This is a genomic window from Flavobacterium arsenatis (genome assembly GCF_031456785.1).
Lineage (GTDB): Bacteria > Bacteroidota > Bacteroidia > Flavobacteriales > Flavobacteriaceae > Flavobacterium > Flavobacterium arsenatis.
The window spans coordinates 1-16513 of the sequence record NZ_JAVDVI010000003.1 but is presented as its reverse complement, the minus strand read 5'-3'; the positions used below and the strand labels follow the sequence as shown (position 1 = coordinate 16513).

Annotated in this window: 15 protein-coding genes and 1 tRNA gene; 6 read left to right on the top strand and 10 right to left on the bottom strand. The window is 36.5% G+C overall.

Annotated elements, in window-relative coordinates; genetic code table 11:
- Nucleotides 1-52: 52 nt before the first annotated feature.
- The 8 genes from J2X31_RS04195 to J2X31_RS04160 all read right to left on the bottom strand — a co-directional run bounded on the left by J2X31_RS04195 (nucleotide 53) and on the right by J2X31_RS04160 (nucleotide 6190).
- Nucleotides 53-127: transfer RNA gene (locus tag J2X31_RS04195), tRNA-Val, on the bottom strand.
- An 80-nt stretch (nucleotides 128-207) separates the two neighbouring features.
- Nucleotides 208-1428, bottom strand: a complete 1221-nt coding sequence (locus tag J2X31_RS04190; RefSeq protein WP_310024723.1) for a bifunctional folylpolyglutamate synthase/dihydrofolate synthase — start codon at nucleotides 1426-1428, stop codon at nucleotides 208-210.
- A 9-nt stretch (nucleotides 1429-1437) separates the two neighbouring features.
- A complete protein-coding gene (locus J2X31_RS04185; RefSeq protein WP_310024722.1) occupies nucleotides 1438-2226 on the bottom strand; it encodes an energy transducer TonB in 789 nt (262 codons plus the stop codon).
- 2 nt (nucleotides 2227-2228) lie between these two features.
- On the bottom strand, nucleotides 2229-2624 hold the full coding sequence (locus tag J2X31_RS04180) for an ExbD/TolR family protein (protein ID WP_310024720.1): 396 nt from the start codon (nucleotides 2622-2624) through the stop codon (nucleotides 2229-2231).
- 2 nt (nucleotides 2625-2626) lie between these two features.
- Nucleotides 2627-3334 carry a MotA/TolQ/ExbB proton channel family protein gene (locus J2X31_RS04175; RefSeq protein ID WP_310024718.1) on the bottom strand — a complete coding sequence of 236 codons (708 nt, stop codon included), beginning with the start codon at nucleotides 3332-3334 and terminating at the stop codon, nucleotides 2627-2629.
- Nucleotides 3335-3468: 134 nt separating this feature from the next.
- Nucleotides 3469-4695 (bottom strand): Glu/Leu/Phe/Val dehydrogenase dimerization domain-containing protein, encoded by a 1227-nt coding sequence (locus tag J2X31_RS04170; protein ID WP_310024716.1) that lies wholly within the window; start codon nucleotides 4693-4695, stop codon nucleotides 3469-3471.
- A gap of 268 nt (nucleotides 4696-4963) precedes the next feature.
- Nucleotides 4964-5116: a hypothetical protein gene (locus J2X31_RS04165; protein ID WP_310024715.1), complete on the bottom strand. Its 153-nt coding sequence runs from the start codon at nucleotides 5114-5116 to the stop codon at nucleotides 4964-4966.
- A gap of 12 nt (nucleotides 5117-5128) precedes the next feature.
- Complete coding sequence (locus J2X31_RS04160; RefSeq protein ID WP_310024713.1) at nucleotides 5129-6190, bottom strand: anhydro-N-acetylmuramic acid kinase; 1062 nt, start codon at nucleotides 6188-6190, stop codon at nucleotides 5129-5131.
- Between the two features lie 221 nt (nucleotides 6191-6411).
- Between J2X31_RS04160 and J2X31_RS04155 the strand changes: the two genes are divergently transcribed.
- The 6 genes from J2X31_RS04155 (at nucleotide 6412) to J2X31_RS04130 (ending at nucleotide 11754) form a co-directional block, all read left to right on the top strand.
- Nucleotides 6412-7551, top strand: a complete 1140-nt coding sequence (locus tag J2X31_RS04155; RefSeq protein ID WP_310024710.1) for an acyl-CoA dehydrogenase family protein — start codon at nucleotides 6412-6414, stop codon at nucleotides 7549-7551.
- Between the two features lie 154 nt (nucleotides 7552-7705).
- Nucleotides 7706-8194, top strand: a complete 489-nt coding sequence (locus J2X31_RS04150; RefSeq protein WP_310024708.1) for a DinB family protein — start codon at nucleotides 7706-7708, stop codon at nucleotides 8192-8194.
- Nucleotides 8182-8889, top strand: a complete 708-nt coding sequence (locus J2X31_RS04145; protein WP_310024705.1) for an NRDE family protein — start codon at nucleotides 8182-8184, stop codon at nucleotides 8887-8889. The genes J2X31_RS04150 and J2X31_RS04145 overlap by 13 nt, the downstream gene beginning before the upstream one ends.
- A 33-nt stretch (nucleotides 8890-8922) precedes the next feature.
- Nucleotides 8923-10023, top strand: coding sequence for a DUF695 domain-containing protein (locus J2X31_RS04140; RefSeq protein WP_310024703.1), 1101 nt, complete (start codon nucleotides 8923-8925; stop codon nucleotides 10021-10023).
- Between the two features lie 45 nt (nucleotides 10024-10068).
- The gene (locus tag J2X31_RS04135; protein ID WP_310024701.1) at nucleotides 10069-11115 is read left to right on the top strand and encodes an ATP-grasp domain-containing protein; all 1047 of its coding nucleotides are present in this window, start codon (nucleotides 10069-10071) and stop codon (nucleotides 11113-11115) included.
- Nucleotides 11116-11118: 3 nt separating this feature from the next.
- Nucleotides 11119-11754 (top strand): hypothetical protein, encoded by a 636-nt coding sequence (locus J2X31_RS04130; RefSeq protein WP_310024698.1) that lies wholly within the window; start codon nucleotides 11119-11121, stop codon nucleotides 11752-11754.
- Here J2X31_RS04130 and J2X31_RS04125 read toward each other — a convergent pair whose 3' ends face one another.
- Nucleotides 11755-15003, bottom strand: coding sequence for a T9SS type B sorting domain-containing protein (locus J2X31_RS04125; protein ID WP_310024696.1), 3249 nt, complete (start codon nucleotides 15001-15003; stop codon nucleotides 11755-11757).
- 136 nt (nucleotides 15004-15139) lie between these two features.
- Nucleotides 15140-16384 carry a glycosyltransferase family 4 protein gene (locus tag J2X31_RS04120; protein ID WP_310024695.1) on the bottom strand — a complete coding sequence of 415 codons (1245 nt, stop codon included), beginning with the start codon at nucleotides 16382-16384 and terminating at the stop codon, nucleotides 15140-15142.
- Between the last annotated feature and the right edge of the window lie 129 nt (nucleotides 16385-16513).

The window sequence follows — 16513 nt, the reverse complement described above, 5'->3', positions numbered from 1 at the left end:
AAACTTAAATTTATTCCAAAAAAAAAACTCCAACATTTCTGTTGAAGTTTTGTGGGCGATGAGGGGTTCGAACCCCCGACCCCCTCGGTGTAAACGAGGTGCTCTGAACCAGCTGAGCTAATCGCCCTATTTCTGCAACTTGGTTTCCCTTATTGCGTGTGCAAATATAAGCCTCTTTTATTGATTTGCAAACAAAACTTTAAAAAATTACAAAATTTCTGCAACTACAAACGTACTTCCGCCAACATAGATAAAATCAGCTTTCGATGCCGTTTTTAAAGCCTGCCGATAAGCTTCTGGAATTGAAGGATATACTTTTCCTATCAAATCAAATTCTTTTGCTTTTGCTTGTAAACTTACAGCATCCATTCCGCGAGGAATATTGGGTCTTGAGAAATAATAGCGGGCATTTTTTGGAAACAGAGGCAATATTTCTTCCAAATCCTTGTCGTTTACAACGCCTAAAACAAAATGTAGCTCATCGAAATTTTCATTTTGAACCTGATGAAGCACAATTTCCAATCCATGCTTGTTGTGAGCCGTATCGCAGATTACTTTTGGTTCGGTATGAATTTGTTGCCATCGTCCTTGAATTCCAGTATTCAAAACTACATTCAAAAAACCATTCTTTATATTTTCTTCAGAAATTTTGAACTCCTTTTGATCTTGCAACACTTTTATCGTCTGCAAAACTGTTTTTTTGTTGTGCCTCTGATAATCGCCAATTAAAACTGAAGGATGAGTTTCCTCAATCAAATCGGAGGCAAAATATAATTTTGAACTTAATTCGCTGGCTTTCGCCGAAAAAACGCTTTTGGTTTCCTTGACATATTCCCCAATTACAACGGGAACATTTGGTTTGATAATTCCTGCTTTTTCGTAGGCAATCAATTCTAACGTATTTCCTAAGAACTGAATATGGTCAAGTCCGATATTTGTAATAACAGAAACCGAAGGCGTGATGATGTTGGTAGAGTCAAGCCTTCCCCCCATTCCAACTTCAATAATGGCAATGTCGATGTTTTGTTTGCTGAAATAATCGAAAGCCAGTCCAACCGTCATTTCAAAAAAACTCAACTGATTGGCTTCAAAGAAGGATTTGTTTTCGGCAATAAAATCACATACAAATTCCTGTGAAATATCTTCTCCGTCGATTTTGATTCGTTCCCTGAAATCTTTTAAATGTGGAGAAGTGTATAAACCAACTTTATAACCTGCTTCCTGCAAAACCGAAGCCAACAAATGCGAAGTAGATCCCTTTCCATTTGTTCCGGCAACGTGAATGGTTTTGATGTTTCGCTCCGGATTTTTAAGATAATCCGCCAGTAAAATTGTGTTGGTGAGGTCCTTTTTATAAGCCGATGCACCTTGCTGTTGGTACATTGGCAATTGGGCAAACATCCAATCTAAAGTTTCCTGATAGTTCATCGAAGCTAATTATTCTCCTAATTTAAAGTTGACCACGATAAATCCTATTTGGGTTTCAGGAGCATCCGGATCTGGTTGCCATTTGTATTTTTTTGCAGTTGCAATAGCTGGTTCTACTAAACACTTACTGGTGTTGGTTGTTCCTTGTGTATATTTTGCAGCAATAACATTTCCGCTTCTGTTTACCGTTATTTGCACCACAACAGTTCCCGATTCGTCACATTTTTGTACTTCTTTTCCGCTACTGCTTAATTTTCTTCCGTTCAATCCCCAGCCTCCTCCACCTTTTCCGTTTCCGTAGAAGTTATTGGAATATTTGTCGCCATTCCGATCGCCTTTGTCGCCTGGAACACCGTCGTTGCCATGTCCTCCTTCTACTCCATCAGATTTTGGCCCGTTAAGCAAACTAGAAAGTGCATCGGTACTTGCCTTATTTGGTTTTGGAGATTCGGCAGCTTTTGGCTTGACCTCGGTTCCTGTTTTTGCAGTATTGGTTTCCGATGATTTGATTACCGGAGCTGCTGTATTGGTTTGTGTCGTAATATTTTGTGCCGCCGATTTTGCCGTTTCAGTAGCTGCCGGTTGTGGAGATGTTTTAATGGGTTCCATTGGTTGCACATCGCCTTGACCAACATCCGAAGTTCCGAAATTGATGGCAATCTCACCACCTTCAAAAACTGCCGGAATATTTGGGTCATCTTTCATAACATATAAAAAAAACCAAATGAAAAGCAACACAAAAATAGCTGTGGTGATTCCGAAGGAACGTTTTTGATATTTTGTTTCTAATAGTACCATATTTATTTTGGCGCTACAGCCAATACAATTTTAAACTTATTTCGATAGGCAATATCCATTACTTTTACAGCATTTTCAATCGGAACACCTTTGGCAACATTCAACACCACGTTTGGTTCTTTTTGATCAGCCAACAAAGTTTTCAATGCATTTTCCAATTCTTCTTCTGGATATTGCTGCTTGTCTATATAATAATTCAATTTTTCATCTACACTAACGGCAACCGTTTCTACTTCATCGGCTTTTCCGTCAGAGTTTGGCAACACTAAATCCAAAGCGTTTGTCGTGGTCATGGTTGTCACTGCTATCATAAAGAAAATCAGCAACAAGAAAACAATATCCGTCATAGACGACATATTGAATTCGGCATTAATTCTATTTCTTCCTCGTAAATTCATAATTATACTGGATCGTTTAATACATCTAGGAAATCTACCACACTCACTTCCATCATGTTGACTACTTTATCAGTGATACTCACCAAGTGGTTGTAACCAACATATGCAATAATTCCAACAACTAGCCCGACAACAGTTGTCATCATCGCGGTATAGATACCTTCGGCCAAAACACTCATTTCTATTTTATTGGAGGCACTTGCCGCCATTTCGTGGAACGCCATTACCATCCCAACAACCGTTCCAAGGAAACCTGTCATTGGTCCTGCTCCAGAAATCGTAGCCAACAAGCTTACGTTTTTCTCCAATTTATAAACCTCTAATTTACCAGCGTTTTCAATCGCAATATTAATGTCATTCAGCGGTTTTCCGATACGGGAAAGTCCTTTCTCGATAAGTCGTGCTACTGGCGAATTTGTTGAAACACAAAGCATTCGGGCATTTTCCAGTTTTCCTTGTTGCAGATACATCTTGATTTGGGTCATAAATGTCTGATCCATTTTAGAAGCCGCCTTAATGGCCATTAAACGTTCAAAATATAAATAAATGGCAAAAAACATCATGATGAAAATAACCGTCATAATGGTGGTTCCAACAGGACCTCCACTAAAAATGATGCTCATTAATGTAATTTCTTTATCTGATGCAACATCTTCCGCTATTTGTGTTGCCGCCTGGCTTAATGTATCGGCCTGAAGTAGTAAACTCATAATTGTTTTTTATTTATAAATGTAACGCTAAAATGATTTAAAAATTGTTGCGTAAATATATCCTTAATTTGACTTAAAACAAAAATTCCTTTATCAAATAAAGGAATTTTAATTTATATAAAGAAAATATGATCTTAAACCAATTGTTTCAAAGCAATTTCGAAAGCTGTTGCACTGATATTCGTTTTAGAATTGTTGATGGCATGTGCTTTGACAATTGCATTTCTGATGATATCAGAAGTATCGTTGAAGATAGATTCATCCGTCATTTGCACTTTTTTCTCCATGAAATAGGCAAAAACACGGGCCATTCCGCAGTTTGATATAAAATCTGGAATAAGGCTGACTTTGCTGTCGATGTTTTCCATGATTGGTCCGAAGAAGATGGCTTTGTCTGCGAAAGGCACGTTTGCTCCACACGAAATCACTTCTAATCCTGAAGCAATCATGCTATCTACTTGGTCTTGGGTAACCAATCTTGAAGCTGCACAAGGCGTGAAAATTTCAGCACCGATGGTCCAAATTTTCGAGTTGATTTCTTCAAATGGAATCATGTTTTCGGCAACCAGTTTGTTTCCGTCTTTGTTTAGGAATAAAGTTCTGATTTCTTCGAAAGAAAAACCTTCTTCCTTAATCAGACCACCATCACGGTCGATGATTCCCACAACTTTCGCACCCATATCGGCAAGGTAGAAAGCGGCGGCAGAACCTACGTTTCCGAATCCTTGAACGATTGCTTTTTTTCCTTTAACAGAACCCCCATAAATATCATAGAAATGACGAACGGCTTGAGCCACACCATATCCTGTGATCATATCGGCAACAGTATATTTTTTAGCAACATCAGGAGAGAATGATGGATTTTCAATCACCTTCACCACACCTTGACGCAATTGTCCGATGCGGTTGATTTTATCAGCTTCGGTTGGTTTGAAATGTCCGTTGAAAACGCCTTCTTGTGGATGCCAAACACCACATTCCTCGGTCATTGGAATTACTTCGTGGATTTCGTCAACATTCAAATCGCCACCTGTACCATAATAGCTTTTCAATAAGGGAGAAACGGCTTTGTACCAACGTTGCAACACTCCTTTTTTACGAGGATCGTTCGGATCGAAGTTGATTCCAGATTTTGCTCCACCGATTGCAGGACCTGAAACTGAGAACTTTACTTCCATTGTTTTGGCAAGCGAAAGCACTTCGTTCATATCCAAACCTTTTCTCATTCTGGTCCCTCCACCTGCAGCACCGCCTCTAAGTGAGTTGATGACTGTCCACCCTTCGGCTTCGGTTTCGGCATCTTTCCAATTGAATACTATTTCTGGCTCTTTATTTTCAAATTTATGTAATAAATCTTTCATTATGTTGCGATATGTTTAGTTTTTGCAAATATAAAAAATAGGTTGATGAGAATTTGGTATTTTTTGTGATTTTTTGGAATGAACACAGACCATTCAAAATTTGAAGTAATTTTCACATTATATGTTCTAGCTTCTTCTCTAAGAAATAGAGGTTTCACATAAAATGTTATGGCTTCTTCTTCCTATGGAGCTTTCTCTCTTGCGGTTTGGTCTTTTCTATAAACGGGTCATTCCTACGGAACTTTTTTTTTCGAGTTCTACATTTATTTTAGAAACACTTGTCATCATACTCTTTTACCAAAACCATCAACAGCTCTAATTCCTTACTTTCTGGTGAATTAGGTTTGGCATGGAAAATTTCCATCAATCTGAGTGACGCTTTATTATAATCTTCTTCGGTTTTTAGTACTTTCCAATTCATATTTTCTACATTTTAAAATATTATTCCACTCGAATGATCACACTTAGCCCCAGTCACACTACTCAAAACATTAATTTCATTCCTTAATTTTAAAACACCTAACAAAGCAAAAATCAAAGCTTCCTTAAACTCCAAAATCTTACTTTCGGGAATGATGATTTGCATTTCGGGTAAATGAAATTGGATTCGGTTGATGAGGAATTTATTGTAGGCTCCTCCACCAGTGATAAACAACTTTCCTTCTTTTACCTTGAGTGCCAAACCAATTTGAAAGGCAATATGTTCGGTAAACGTGTGCATCTTGTCTTCTATCGGAATTTCAAAAATTTCGATTAACGGGAGAATTGTTTCTTTTACAAATTCGAAACCCAATGATTTTGGATATTTTTTTTGATAAAAATCGAGTGCATTCAGTTGATTGTATAAATCAGAATTCAGATTTCCCGACTTGGAAATTTTTCCTTCATCATCATAATCAAAACCTAATTGATTTGCATAGAAATTCAAAACGGTGTTTACCGGAGAGATATCGAAAGCAATTCGGGTCCTGTTCTCTTCGAAAGAAACATTGGAAAAACCACCAAGATTCAGGCAATAATCATATTCTAAAAATAAAATTCGGTCACCAATTGGTACCAAAGGAGCTCCTTGTCCACCCAATTTTACATCCTGAAGACGGAAATCACAAACTACTTTTTGGTTGACAATTGTAGCAATTTCGGGAAGATTGCCAATTTGCAACGTAAAACCGTTTTGTGGTTGATGCAATATCGTATGACCGTGGGAACAAACGGCATCAAGGTTTTCGATTTTATGTTTGGTAATGAAATCTGAAATTATGCTTCCTAATAATAAGGTATAATCGGCGTTTAGTTTTTCAAGCTGGTCTTGCGAGAAGTTGGTGGCAGTCTTGAGTGTATCGACCCAATTTTGTGAATAGGGAATTGTTTCGCATTCCAGAATCTTGAATTGCCACTTGTTTTGGACAATGGAAAACTGGATATGAGCCAAATCGACACCGTCGAGGGAAGTTCCCGACATTACTCCTATTGTATTGTAAACATTTTTTATCATTTGCGAAAATTACGAAATCGTTTGAAATTAGAACAAATTATTATACTTTTGGCACATCTGAATTTGTATTTGAAAAACTTTTTGTGGAAATCGTTTTTTACAGACTTTTACAAAAGTACAAATCAGATTGTTTTATAGCCCTGATGGTAGTGGAAATCCTTTTTAAGACCAAGCCATTCGCTTCTAACAAAAAAATTAATTATCAAAATTATAGTATTTATATGGATTTCAATCTAACCGAAGAGCAATTAATGATTCAACAAGCCGCCAGGGATTTTGCACAAGCAGAACTTTTGCCGGGTGTAATTGAGAGAGATGAACATTCGAAATTTCCTACGGAGCAGGTCAAAATGATGGGCGAATTAGGATTTTTAGGGATGATGGTGGACCCAAAATATGGCGGTTCTGGATTGGACAGCGTTTCATATGTTTTGGCGATGACGGAAATTGCAAAAGTGGATGCTTCGGCAGCCGTGATCATGTCGGTGAACAATTCCTTGGTTTGTGCAGGAATGGAAAAATACTGCAACGAGGAACAAAAGATGAAATATCTGGTGCCGTTGGCAAAAGGAGAAGTGATTGGTGCGTTTTGTTTAAGCGAGCCGGAAGCTGGTAGCGATGCGACTTCGCAAAAGACGACTGCTATTGACAAAGGTGACCATTATTTATTGAACGGTACGAAAAACTGGATTACGAATGGAGCAACTGCATCAACCTATTTGGTGATTGCACAAACCGATGTGGAGAAAAAACACAAAGGAATCAATGCTTTCATTGTTGAAAAAGGTTGGGCTGGTTTTGAGATTGGTCCGAAGGAAAAGAAAATGGGAATCAGAGGTTCTGACACACATTCCTTGATGTTTACCGATGTGAAAATTCCGAAAGAAAATAGAATTGGCGAAGATGGATTTGGTTTTGCTTTTGCGATGAACGTTTTGAACGGTGGAAGAATCGGGATTGCTTCTCAAGCTTTGGGAATTGCAACTGGAGCTTATGAAATTGCCTTAAAATATTCGCACGACAGGAAAGCTTTTGGTAGAGAAATTTTCAGCCATCAAGCGATTGCTTTTAAATTGGCCGATATGTATGTGAAGGTTACGGCTGCGAAGTTATTGGTGATGAAAGCGGCATGCGAAAAAGATGAAGGCAAGGATATTGCACATTCTGGAGCGATGGCTAAATTATATGCTTCTGAAATTGCTCTGGAAGTAGCGAATGAAGCCGTACAGATTCACGGTGGAAACGGCTATGTTGCCGAATACCATGTAGAACGAATGATGCGTGATTCTAAAATTACACAGATTTATGAAGGAACTTCGGAGATTCAAAGAATTGTAATTTCAAGAGGATTGGTTTCGTAGATTGACATAAAAACAGCGGAAGGCTTGAAGAAATTCAGGCCTTTTTTATTTTAAAACGGCAAGGAATTAGTGTTTTTATTTATAATAATTTATTTTTTAAACGATGTTTTTAGAGAAACTTTATTCTCTAAATTTACGTACGTAAAAATAAAAAATGCTGATCCCATCGATCCATAACAGTTTGAACGAATTGGTTGAATTACTCGATCAATTATCAGACAGCCAATATACCCAAAAGTGTTCTCACTTGAGCGACGCCACTATTGGAGAGCACACCCGCCACATCATTGAAATGTTCCAATGTCTGGAAAATTTTTATGAGGATGGATTGGTCAATTACGATAAAAGAAAACGTAATATTGTGATCCAGACCAGTACAGAATTTGCCATAAAAAGCATTGTTGACATCCAGAATAATTTGGACAAGGAAAACAAAAAAATCGAGTTGCAACAGATTATTGACGGCGAGGAAATTAGAATCGACAGCAACTACCACAGAGAATTACTTTATAATCTGGAGCATTGCATTCATCATCAGGCTTTGATTAAAGTTGCGATTTTGCAATGCGAAAACATCCAGATTGATGCCAACTTTGGCGTTGCACGTTCCACCATAGAATACAGAACTAAATGTGTACAGTAAGTTTCGTTCCTGCAAACGACAAAATAGTTATTACTTCCAACCGTGACGAAGCGGTTTTGAGAACGGCTTTACCGCCTGAAACCTATCTCATCAACAACAAAAAAATCACTTTCCCAAAAGATCCCAAAGCAGGTGGCACTTGGTTTGCCGTTGCCGAAAACGGAACTGTATTGGTGTTGTTGAATGGTGCCGATGAAAAACACAAACACCAACCACCATACAGCAGAAGCCGTGGGTTGATTGTGTTGGAACTCATAAGCAATGATTCACCCATTTTGCATTGGGATGCGATCGATTTGGATGGTGTGGAACCTTTTACTTTGGTTTTATACCAAGATTTGAAATTGCATCAATTACGTTGGAACGGAATTGCGAAAAAACGAGTTGATTTGGATGCTTCTAAAAATCACATCTGGTCGTCGTCTACTCTATATCCGAAGGAAATAAGGGAACAACGGGCGGAATGGTTTTTCCGTTTTATGGAAAATAACCAAAAAGTTTCAGAAGAAGAAATGTTTCATTTTCATCGTTACACCGAAAATTCGAATGCTGAAAATGGCTTGATTATCAATAGAAATGATACTTTGAAGACCTTGACGATTACCCAAACTGTTCTTCAAAATCAAGAAATTTTGATGAATCATTATGATTTGATTGATGGGAAGAGTTATGAATTAGAGATTACAAAGCTATAAACAAAAACCAACTTTAAAACATACATTACATAAATGGGATTTTTAAACAATTTATTCGGCAAAAAACACAAAGAACAAATCAGTACCTATGAAGATTTTTGGGATTGGTTCAAATCAAAGGAGCAGGATTTTTTTAACATTGTAAAAACAGGTCGAAATATTGAAGCTGGTTTTTTTAAACAACTTTCACCAAAGCTTGAAGAACTGCAAGAAGGCTTTTTCTATCTTACAGGAATGTATGATGACCAAACCGTTGAATTAATCTTTACTCCAGATGGAGCCTTAAAAAATGTTGTTTTTGTTGAAGAACTTGTAGCCTCAGCACCCATTATTCCGAACTGGAAGTTTACCGCATTAAAACAACCCGCACAAAACATAGATAACATTGCAATTGAAATGTCTGATTATAGTTTTAATAGCGAAAATTTATCTTTTTTTCCTGTCGAGCATAAAAATTATCCTGATGAAGTTGATATTACCATTGTATATGATGGTTATAAAGAAGAAGATAACGCGACCATTACCAATGGTGTTTATATTTTTCTTGACAATTATCTTGGAGAGCTCAATTTTTTAACTACTATTGACAACTTAGCTATCACTTCAAAAGAAGAAATCCAAAATGAATTAATTCACATTGCAAAATTAAAGGACTATCTCATTTGGAGAGAGAAGGAATTTGTTGAAAGATATAAAGGAACACGCTATAATACCGAAAATGATAGTTATGCCAGTTTGGAGGCAGAACTCCATAACGGACTTCCTTTGGTAGCTATTATCAACACTACTCTTTTAGAATGGGACAGTAAAGCTTCACATCCGTGGATTTTGAAAATTGAAATAAACTACGATGGCAAAAACAACAATGGAATGCCCGACAATGACACCTATCAAAGATTAAATGCTTTTGAAGATGAACTAATGCTTGACCTGAAAGACTCCGAAGGTTACTTAAATGTGGGAAGAGAAACAGCAAATAGCGAAAGGAATATTTATTTTGCCTGCAAAGATTATAGAAAGCCATCCAAAATACTGGCAGATTTAATAAAAAAACATATCGGTACATTGGACATCAGCTATGTAATTTATAAAGATAAATATTGGCAATCTTTTGAACGTTTCAGACCAAATTAATGGGCAATAAATCCAAAAATCCTAAATCTAAAATCCCAAATCCTCTTGAAATTATTCTTTCATAAACTGACACATTGGGAATACTGGCCGTTTTTGGTGGTGTATATTCCTGTGTATTTTCTTTGGGCTTTTTATGCTTTGAGAGCGAGGTCGATTTTCTTTTTCAATGCCTGTAATCCTACTATTAAAAATGGTGGTTTTATGATGGAATCCAAAAAGGAAATTTATGATTTGATTCCGCAGGAGTTTTATCCGAAAACGGAACTAATCAAAGAAGGTGCTTCTTATGAAAAAGTTCTGGATGTCATCCACGAAAGTGGAATTAAATTTCCGTTGATTGCAAAACCTGATATTGGATTGAGGGGTTCGGCTGTGAAAAAAATTGATACTTTGGATGAATTGAAATCTTACACTGAAAAAGCTGGTTTCGATTATCTTGTCCAGGATTTGATTCCCTATCCGAATGAAATTGGCGTTTTTTATGTTCGTTATCCTCCCGACACATCGGGAGAAAAAGAAGGCCGAATTACTGGAATTGTAGCCAAGGAATTTTTGATTGTTACTGGAAATGGATTTTCTACAATTGAAGAATTAATCAAAGAAAATCCGCGGTATGAATTGCAGTTGAAAGTCTTGAAAAAAGAATATGGCAAAAAACTTTCAACCATTCTCGCTCAAGGCGAAAAGATAAATCTGGTTCCGTATGGCAATCACGCTAGAGGAGCGAAATTTATTGATGGAACTGATTGGGTTACCCCAGAATTGAATGCGACATTAAATAAAATCTGTCTGCAAATTGATGGTTTTTATTTTGGAAGAATTGATTTGATGTATAATTCCTTGGAAGAATTGGAACGTGGCGAAAATTTCTCTATTGTAGAATTAAACGGAGCCGGAAGCGAGCCTACTCACATTTATGACCCGAAACATTCCATCTTTTTTGCCTGGAAGGAATTGTTTCGACACATCACCTATATGTTTGAAATAAGTGTTGAAAATCATAAAAGAGGATTTCCTTATTTGGAACACAAAGCTGGGATGAAAGAATACCGCATGCATTTGGAGCAAAGCAAAAAAATCGTAAATTTCTAAACGATGAAAGCTTTAAAAAACATATTTGTTGGTTTCTTGGTGAGTTTTATTGGCTCCATTCCGTTGGGCTATCTCAATATTATAGGCTTTGAAGTATATTCTAAAACAGGAATGAACAACCTCCTGCTCTATCTTTTGGGTGTCATTACCATCGAGGCGATTGTGATTTATTGTACTTTATTATTTGCCGATAAACTTTCGAGAAGTAAAAAGCTGATGAAATTTATCGACTTGTTTTCAATTATTTTTATGTTGATTCTGGCCTATATTTTTTATTCACAATCTAAATCGGAAGAGTCGAGCGAAAGTCAGCTTTCAGAATACCTCCAATATTCTGGCTATTTGATTGGCATTATTTTCAGTTGTTTGAATTTTATGCAGATTCCGTTTTGGCTGGGATGGAACGTATATGTCGTGAATGCGAAATACATAAGATTAGGAAAAAAACTGAATCTTGTTTATTTAGCTGGGACTTTGATTGGTAGTTTTTCTGGAATTTTTACCGTGGTTATGATTTTGAATAAGGTTACAGAAGGTACTAACCTGCTTTCAAAATATTTGCTTTCGCATATCATTCCGCTGTTTTTTGTTGGAATGGCTTTTTATCAGGCTTATAAATTTTACAAAAAATATTACTGATTATCTTTTCATTGCAAAATGCCCTTTGTGAATGGTGCCGTTTTCCCTTGTCACCACAAACCAATAATCGGTTGATGGAAGTAATTTTCCGTTATAAGTTCCGTCCCAACCTGGACCGTCTCCTTTTAATTTAATAATAAATTTTCCATATCGGTCGAAGATATCAATAGTCATATTGGGTTCCAAAGAAGCAAACTTGATGTTCCATGTATCATTATATCCGTCGCCATTTGGTGTAAAGAAATTTGGATAATTGAGTAAGGAAAATGTATCGTATATAGTTCCGCAACCGTGTATGTCTTTTACATAAACTATATAATTTCCGGGCAGCAACTGCGTAAAAGTATTTTCTACCTGATAATTTATGTCGTCCAAAGAATAGAGATAATCGCCACTTCCAGAAACCAACACCGTAATGGTATTGCTCGAAGATGTCCAATCTAGAGTACTTATGCTCACAAAACTTGCGATTCCAGAACCTGTAACAATAAATTCCTTTGAATTATCGCAGGTAAAATCTTGATATACATTTTTTACGGTAACACCATAAATTCCTGGTTGCGTAACGACAATAGATGGAGTTGTTTCGCCGGTTGTCCATTGATATGCATCAAAACCTGGATCTGCAGAAAGTGTCCGTGTATTTCCTTCACAAACAAAAACCGGAACTGTTGGTGTTAGAATGGGATTATTTCCAATAAATATCGGAAAGGATGTTGTGGCATAGCAAACATCCAACACTTTGTGCGTGACCCTTGCATAAATAGTTTGCGGGTTTGAAATGTTAGTATAGGCTTCGTCCAGGGGAGCATTGCCAGAATTTGCATCTTGTTGGTTGAGATGATAGGTCACATTATAATCATTTGGGTTTTGGTTGCCCAATATTTGAGGGTTTTGATTGGAGAGTATAAATACTCCAACTTGATTGGTATCATTTCGACAAACGAGCATACTTTCGGGTGTGTTCGCTCTTGCGAGAGGAACAAGATTTCCGACTTCGACTGTAATACCTTTTTCACTTCCACAAGCATCTGTTACTTCAAAACGATATACACCTGGGTTCAAATTAGTAAAAACATTATTATTACCATTATCAAATGCAAAAGGAGTTGTTATACTGTAAGAGAATGGCCCTACACCAACAACATCCAAAACAATATCCGACGGAGCTGAACCACCGGTACAATCAAGACTATAGGCACCGTTAATAATCAATTTATCAGAGATATTGAACGTTGCAAAAAATTCTAAACAATTGCTGTTTTCGTTTCCATTATTATAGGATTCGAATGTTTTTATAATTCTGAATTCTCCTGTAATGAAGAGATTGTACACCATGCTAAAATTTGCCAAAGGTATCGAATTGGAGGTATTAGGCAAGCTTCCTTCGGCATAGCTTATTCCTGTATAGGGATGTCCCCAAGTATTGGTGCCTGTGTGAAATTTTTGAAACCAATATTTCTGATTTGTAACCGTTGTATTGGAATCAAATACGCCTAAATTAAACGATCCACAATTCCGAAATAGTGAATATCCGTTTGGTGTGCTGGTGTAGCCAATAACATTTGACATAGTTTCCGATTCAAAACCACATTCGTCTATTCCTTTAAAAGTATAGGCTCCGGCAGGCAAATCGCTCATAAACAAATTACCTGAATCGGGATCAATATTAAAACTGATGTCCTGAGGCAAAGTTTGCATATAAGTCAATGGTGCTTGGATTATGGTTACCGATTCAAGTTTTCCATTTCCACTTGAAATTTTCACCGAACCACTCCCTGGATCACAATTTGGCAGTGTTTCGGCTATTATGCCTTTAATTTCAAATTCTGGAACAACGGATTGAATGGTATATTCATAACCGCAATCATCAATTAAAAATATTTCATAATCTCCAACTGGCAAATTGGCCAAGAGAATTCCATCTTCACCAACAAAAAAAGTTATATCTGAAGGTAAAGGCTCTGTGTAACTGGGTGGTGCTATTGTAATGACAGCATAAACAATTTTCCTGTCATCGGGTATTCCTACACTTATCAGACCTAGTTCGACTCCACATTTTCCGCTGGCTTTTGTTACAACTGGATCTAGCTCTTTTTCTTTTATCTCAAGTGAAAAGCTTTCTGTTCTTCCACAAAAATCTACTATTGACACAACATAATTTCCAAATGGAACAACATTTTCTTGGCTACCAAAATTAATATTGGGTTCATATATTGGACCTGGGTAAAGAGGGTTGTAAGTGGCTGGATCAAAGTCTTCTGGAGCTTCATCAAAATTTACAGTATAAGGTGGCATAAATCCAATAACCGAGAGTCCTAAATAATAGGTGGCACAAGGTGCATCTTTTGATAAAAGTCTTAAAGAGGGATTTGGATTAATAGCTGTTGTTAAGGAAAATTGCTTTCCACAACTATCCGTTATAAAAATGATAAGCTCGTAGGCCTGATTTCCAAATAAAGGAAATGGGTGAAGCAATTGTAGAACATCCGAGGGTCCTGAGGTTATATTCTCAGTAAATATCTGATTTGGCGAACCATCAGGAGGATCAATTGCATATACTATTGACAAAGGATAAATAATTTGTGTTCCGGGTGTTGACGTTATTACGGTACTCACTTGCACACTAGTACATGAATCATAAACAACTGGTAGCGTTCCAGGAGTAATCCCTAGACTATTCGCTGCCAAATGCATAGTAAATGTCTTTGACAATGCATCCTCACATTCATCAAAAACCCGTATGATATAGGTGCCAGATGGCAATCCTGGGAACTCATTCGAAGATTGTAATGGTACAATTACAGGTCCTGAAATTATTTCATAGGCAGAAGGATTCCCGCTTGTGATGTTAACGGATAGAGTTCCAGTTACATCACATTGAGTAAACGTTTCATAAGAAACATCAAAATCCAAATCAACAACTAAATCATCTATTACAATATCTTCTTGTTGAGAACTTGATGATCCGTTTAAAGTTTGAGTTGCAATAATTCTATAGTTTCCAGATTGCAAACTTCCAAATGTGTCCGAGGTTGTTTCTGCAACCGAATTTGAAAAATCAGGTGCCAAATAGAGCTGATAAATTAACTCCGATCCTGGGGTTGTATTGGAAACTGTCATTTGAACAGTGCCGTTTCCTGCACAAGTTTCAGCTGTTGAAACAACATCGAAATTAAAATCAGCCAATTGGGAATAGCCTATGGAAGTTACAAGAAAAAATAAAAGTAAAATTATTCTTTTTAGCATGATTGTGATATGAGATCATACTATTCTTAAATATCATTTTTAAAAATAATACATAGTTTAACTTAAAAACTATCTCAAATATACGACTAATATTCCTTTGAAAAGAAAGACAAAAAGTATTTAACAAAAATCCAAATCAATTTACTTTATTCTTTTCCTGTATCCATCTTGACATGTATTCTGTGCTTCTTAACGTGTGGTGTTGCAATAAGGCTCCCAGAAAATTTTGCTTTCTGTGATTAAACAACCCCTCTCTAACTTTTACAATATGTTCTATAAAATCATTTACAAATAATTCTCTCTTATATCGATTTATTATAATTTCAATTCCGTTTTTTCTAGCTTTTTCCCATAATTGCTTGTCATTATATAGAGCAACAGCTTTTTCAGCAAAAGTATTGGCGTCATCCGTAATATAACCATTCCAATCCAGATTACCATTCATACTTTCTGCCCCAATTGAAGTTGTAATACTAGGAGTTCCAAATTGCATAGCTTCTAATAATTTTCCTTTAATACCAGCACCAAAACGAATTGGTGCAAGAAATATTCTAGCTGTTTTAAAAACTTCTGAAGCATCTTTTGCTCTACCCTTAATTAGAAAACCTTCTTTATCACTATGTAATCGAAAAATTTTTTGGGATGGATAAGCTCCGTAAATCTCTAGACTTGCTTCAGGCATCATTTCTCTAATTAAGGGCCAAATTTCTTCTTTTAGATATTGGACTGTATTCCAATTGGGCTCGTGTAGAAAATTACCAATAAACATAAAATCTTTTCTTTCTTCGAAAACTTTCCAATTATTGACTTCATCATCATTTGAGTTTACAAAAATTGGCAAATAAAATAGCAAGCTATCATCAATTTTAAAAAAAGATTTTAAAATATCTTGCTCAAATTCTGAAATGACCAATGTAATATCACATCTTAAAACACTAGCAATTTCTCTTTTTGCAATATCTTCTTTAAGCAAGTCATCAAGTTCAAAAACCTTATTTTGCTTAAAAGCGTTCTGCCTTGAAATTCTTAAACTGTGCAAATCTTCAGTGTCCAAAATCCTTAAAGCGTCAGGGCAATTCAAAGCAACTCTCCATCCAAACTGCTCTTCAATCATAAAGCGATCAAACAAAACGATTTCAGGATTAATTTCTTTTAAGAACACATCAAAAGTATCCGAATTAAGTTCTATTCTTTGCACATCAGCTCCAATTGAGAGAAGATCTGCCATATAATCGCTATCCAGCGCCACCGAAGAAAAAGTTACTCTATGGCCTTGTTCCAAAAATAGTTCTATAAGTTGCACTATTCTCAAACCAGCAGCAGAAGACTTGGGTTCAGGCCAAACAAACCCAATAAACAAAATTTGTAATTTATTTTTCATGTTTCAAAAATAGTGTAAAATCCCCAACCTCTAAAAAACAAAAAACCCTTCATGTTTCCATGAAGGGTTCTCAAAAGAAAGGCGACGACATACTCTCCCACAATACTGCAGTACCATCTGCGCAGGCGG

Coding starts and splice junctions, on each gene's coding strand:
- J2X31_RS04190 (WP_310024723.1), bottom strand. CDS start 1,428: ATGAACTATCAGGAAACTTTAGATTGGATGTTTGCCCAATTGCCAATG.
- J2X31_RS04185 (WP_310024722.1), bottom strand. CDS start 2,226: ATGGTACTATTAGAAACAAAATATCAAAAACGTTCCTTCGGAATCACC.
- J2X31_RS04180 (WP_310024720.1), bottom strand. CDS start 2,624: ATGAATTTACGAGGAAGAAATAGAATTAATGCCGAATTCAATATGTCG.
- J2X31_RS04175 (WP_310024718.1), bottom strand. CDS start 3,334: ATGAGTTTACTACTTCAGGCCGATACATTAAGCCAGGCGGCAACACAA.
- J2X31_RS04170 (WP_310024716.1), bottom strand. CDS start 4,695: ATGAAAGATTTATTACATAAATTTGAAAATAAAGAGCCAGAAATAGTA.
- J2X31_RS04165 (WP_310024715.1), bottom strand. CDS start 5,116: ATGAATTGGAAAGTACTAAAAACCGAAGAAGATTATAATAAAGCGTCA.
- J2X31_RS04160 (WP_310024713.1), bottom strand. CDS start 6,190: ATGATAAAAAATGTTTACAATACAATAGGAGTAATGTCGGGAACTTCC.
- J2X31_RS04155 (WP_310024710.1), top strand. CDS start 6,412: ATGGATTTCAATCTAACCGAAGAGCAATTAATGATTCAACAAGCCGCC.
- J2X31_RS04150 (WP_310024708.1), top strand. CDS start 7,706: ATGCTGATCCCATCGATCCATAACAGTTTGAACGAATTGGTTGAATTA.
- J2X31_RS04145 (WP_310024705.1), top strand. CDS start 8,182: ATGTGTACAGTAAGTTTCGTTCCTGCAAACGACAAAATAGTTATTACT.
- J2X31_RS04140 (WP_310024703.1), top strand. CDS start 8,923: ATGGGATTTTTAAACAATTTATTCGGCAAAAAACACAAAGAACAAATC.
- J2X31_RS04130 (WP_310024698.1), top strand. CDS start 11,119: ATGAAAGCTTTAAAAAACATATTTGTTGGTTTCTTGGTGAGTTTTATT.
- J2X31_RS04125 (WP_310024696.1), bottom strand. CDS start 15,003: ATGCTAAAAAGAATAATTTTACTTTTATTTTTTCTTGTAACTTCCATA.
- J2X31_RS04120 (WP_310024695.1), bottom strand. CDS start 16,384: ATGAAAAATAAATTACAAATTTTGTTTATTGGGTTTGTTTGGCCTGAA.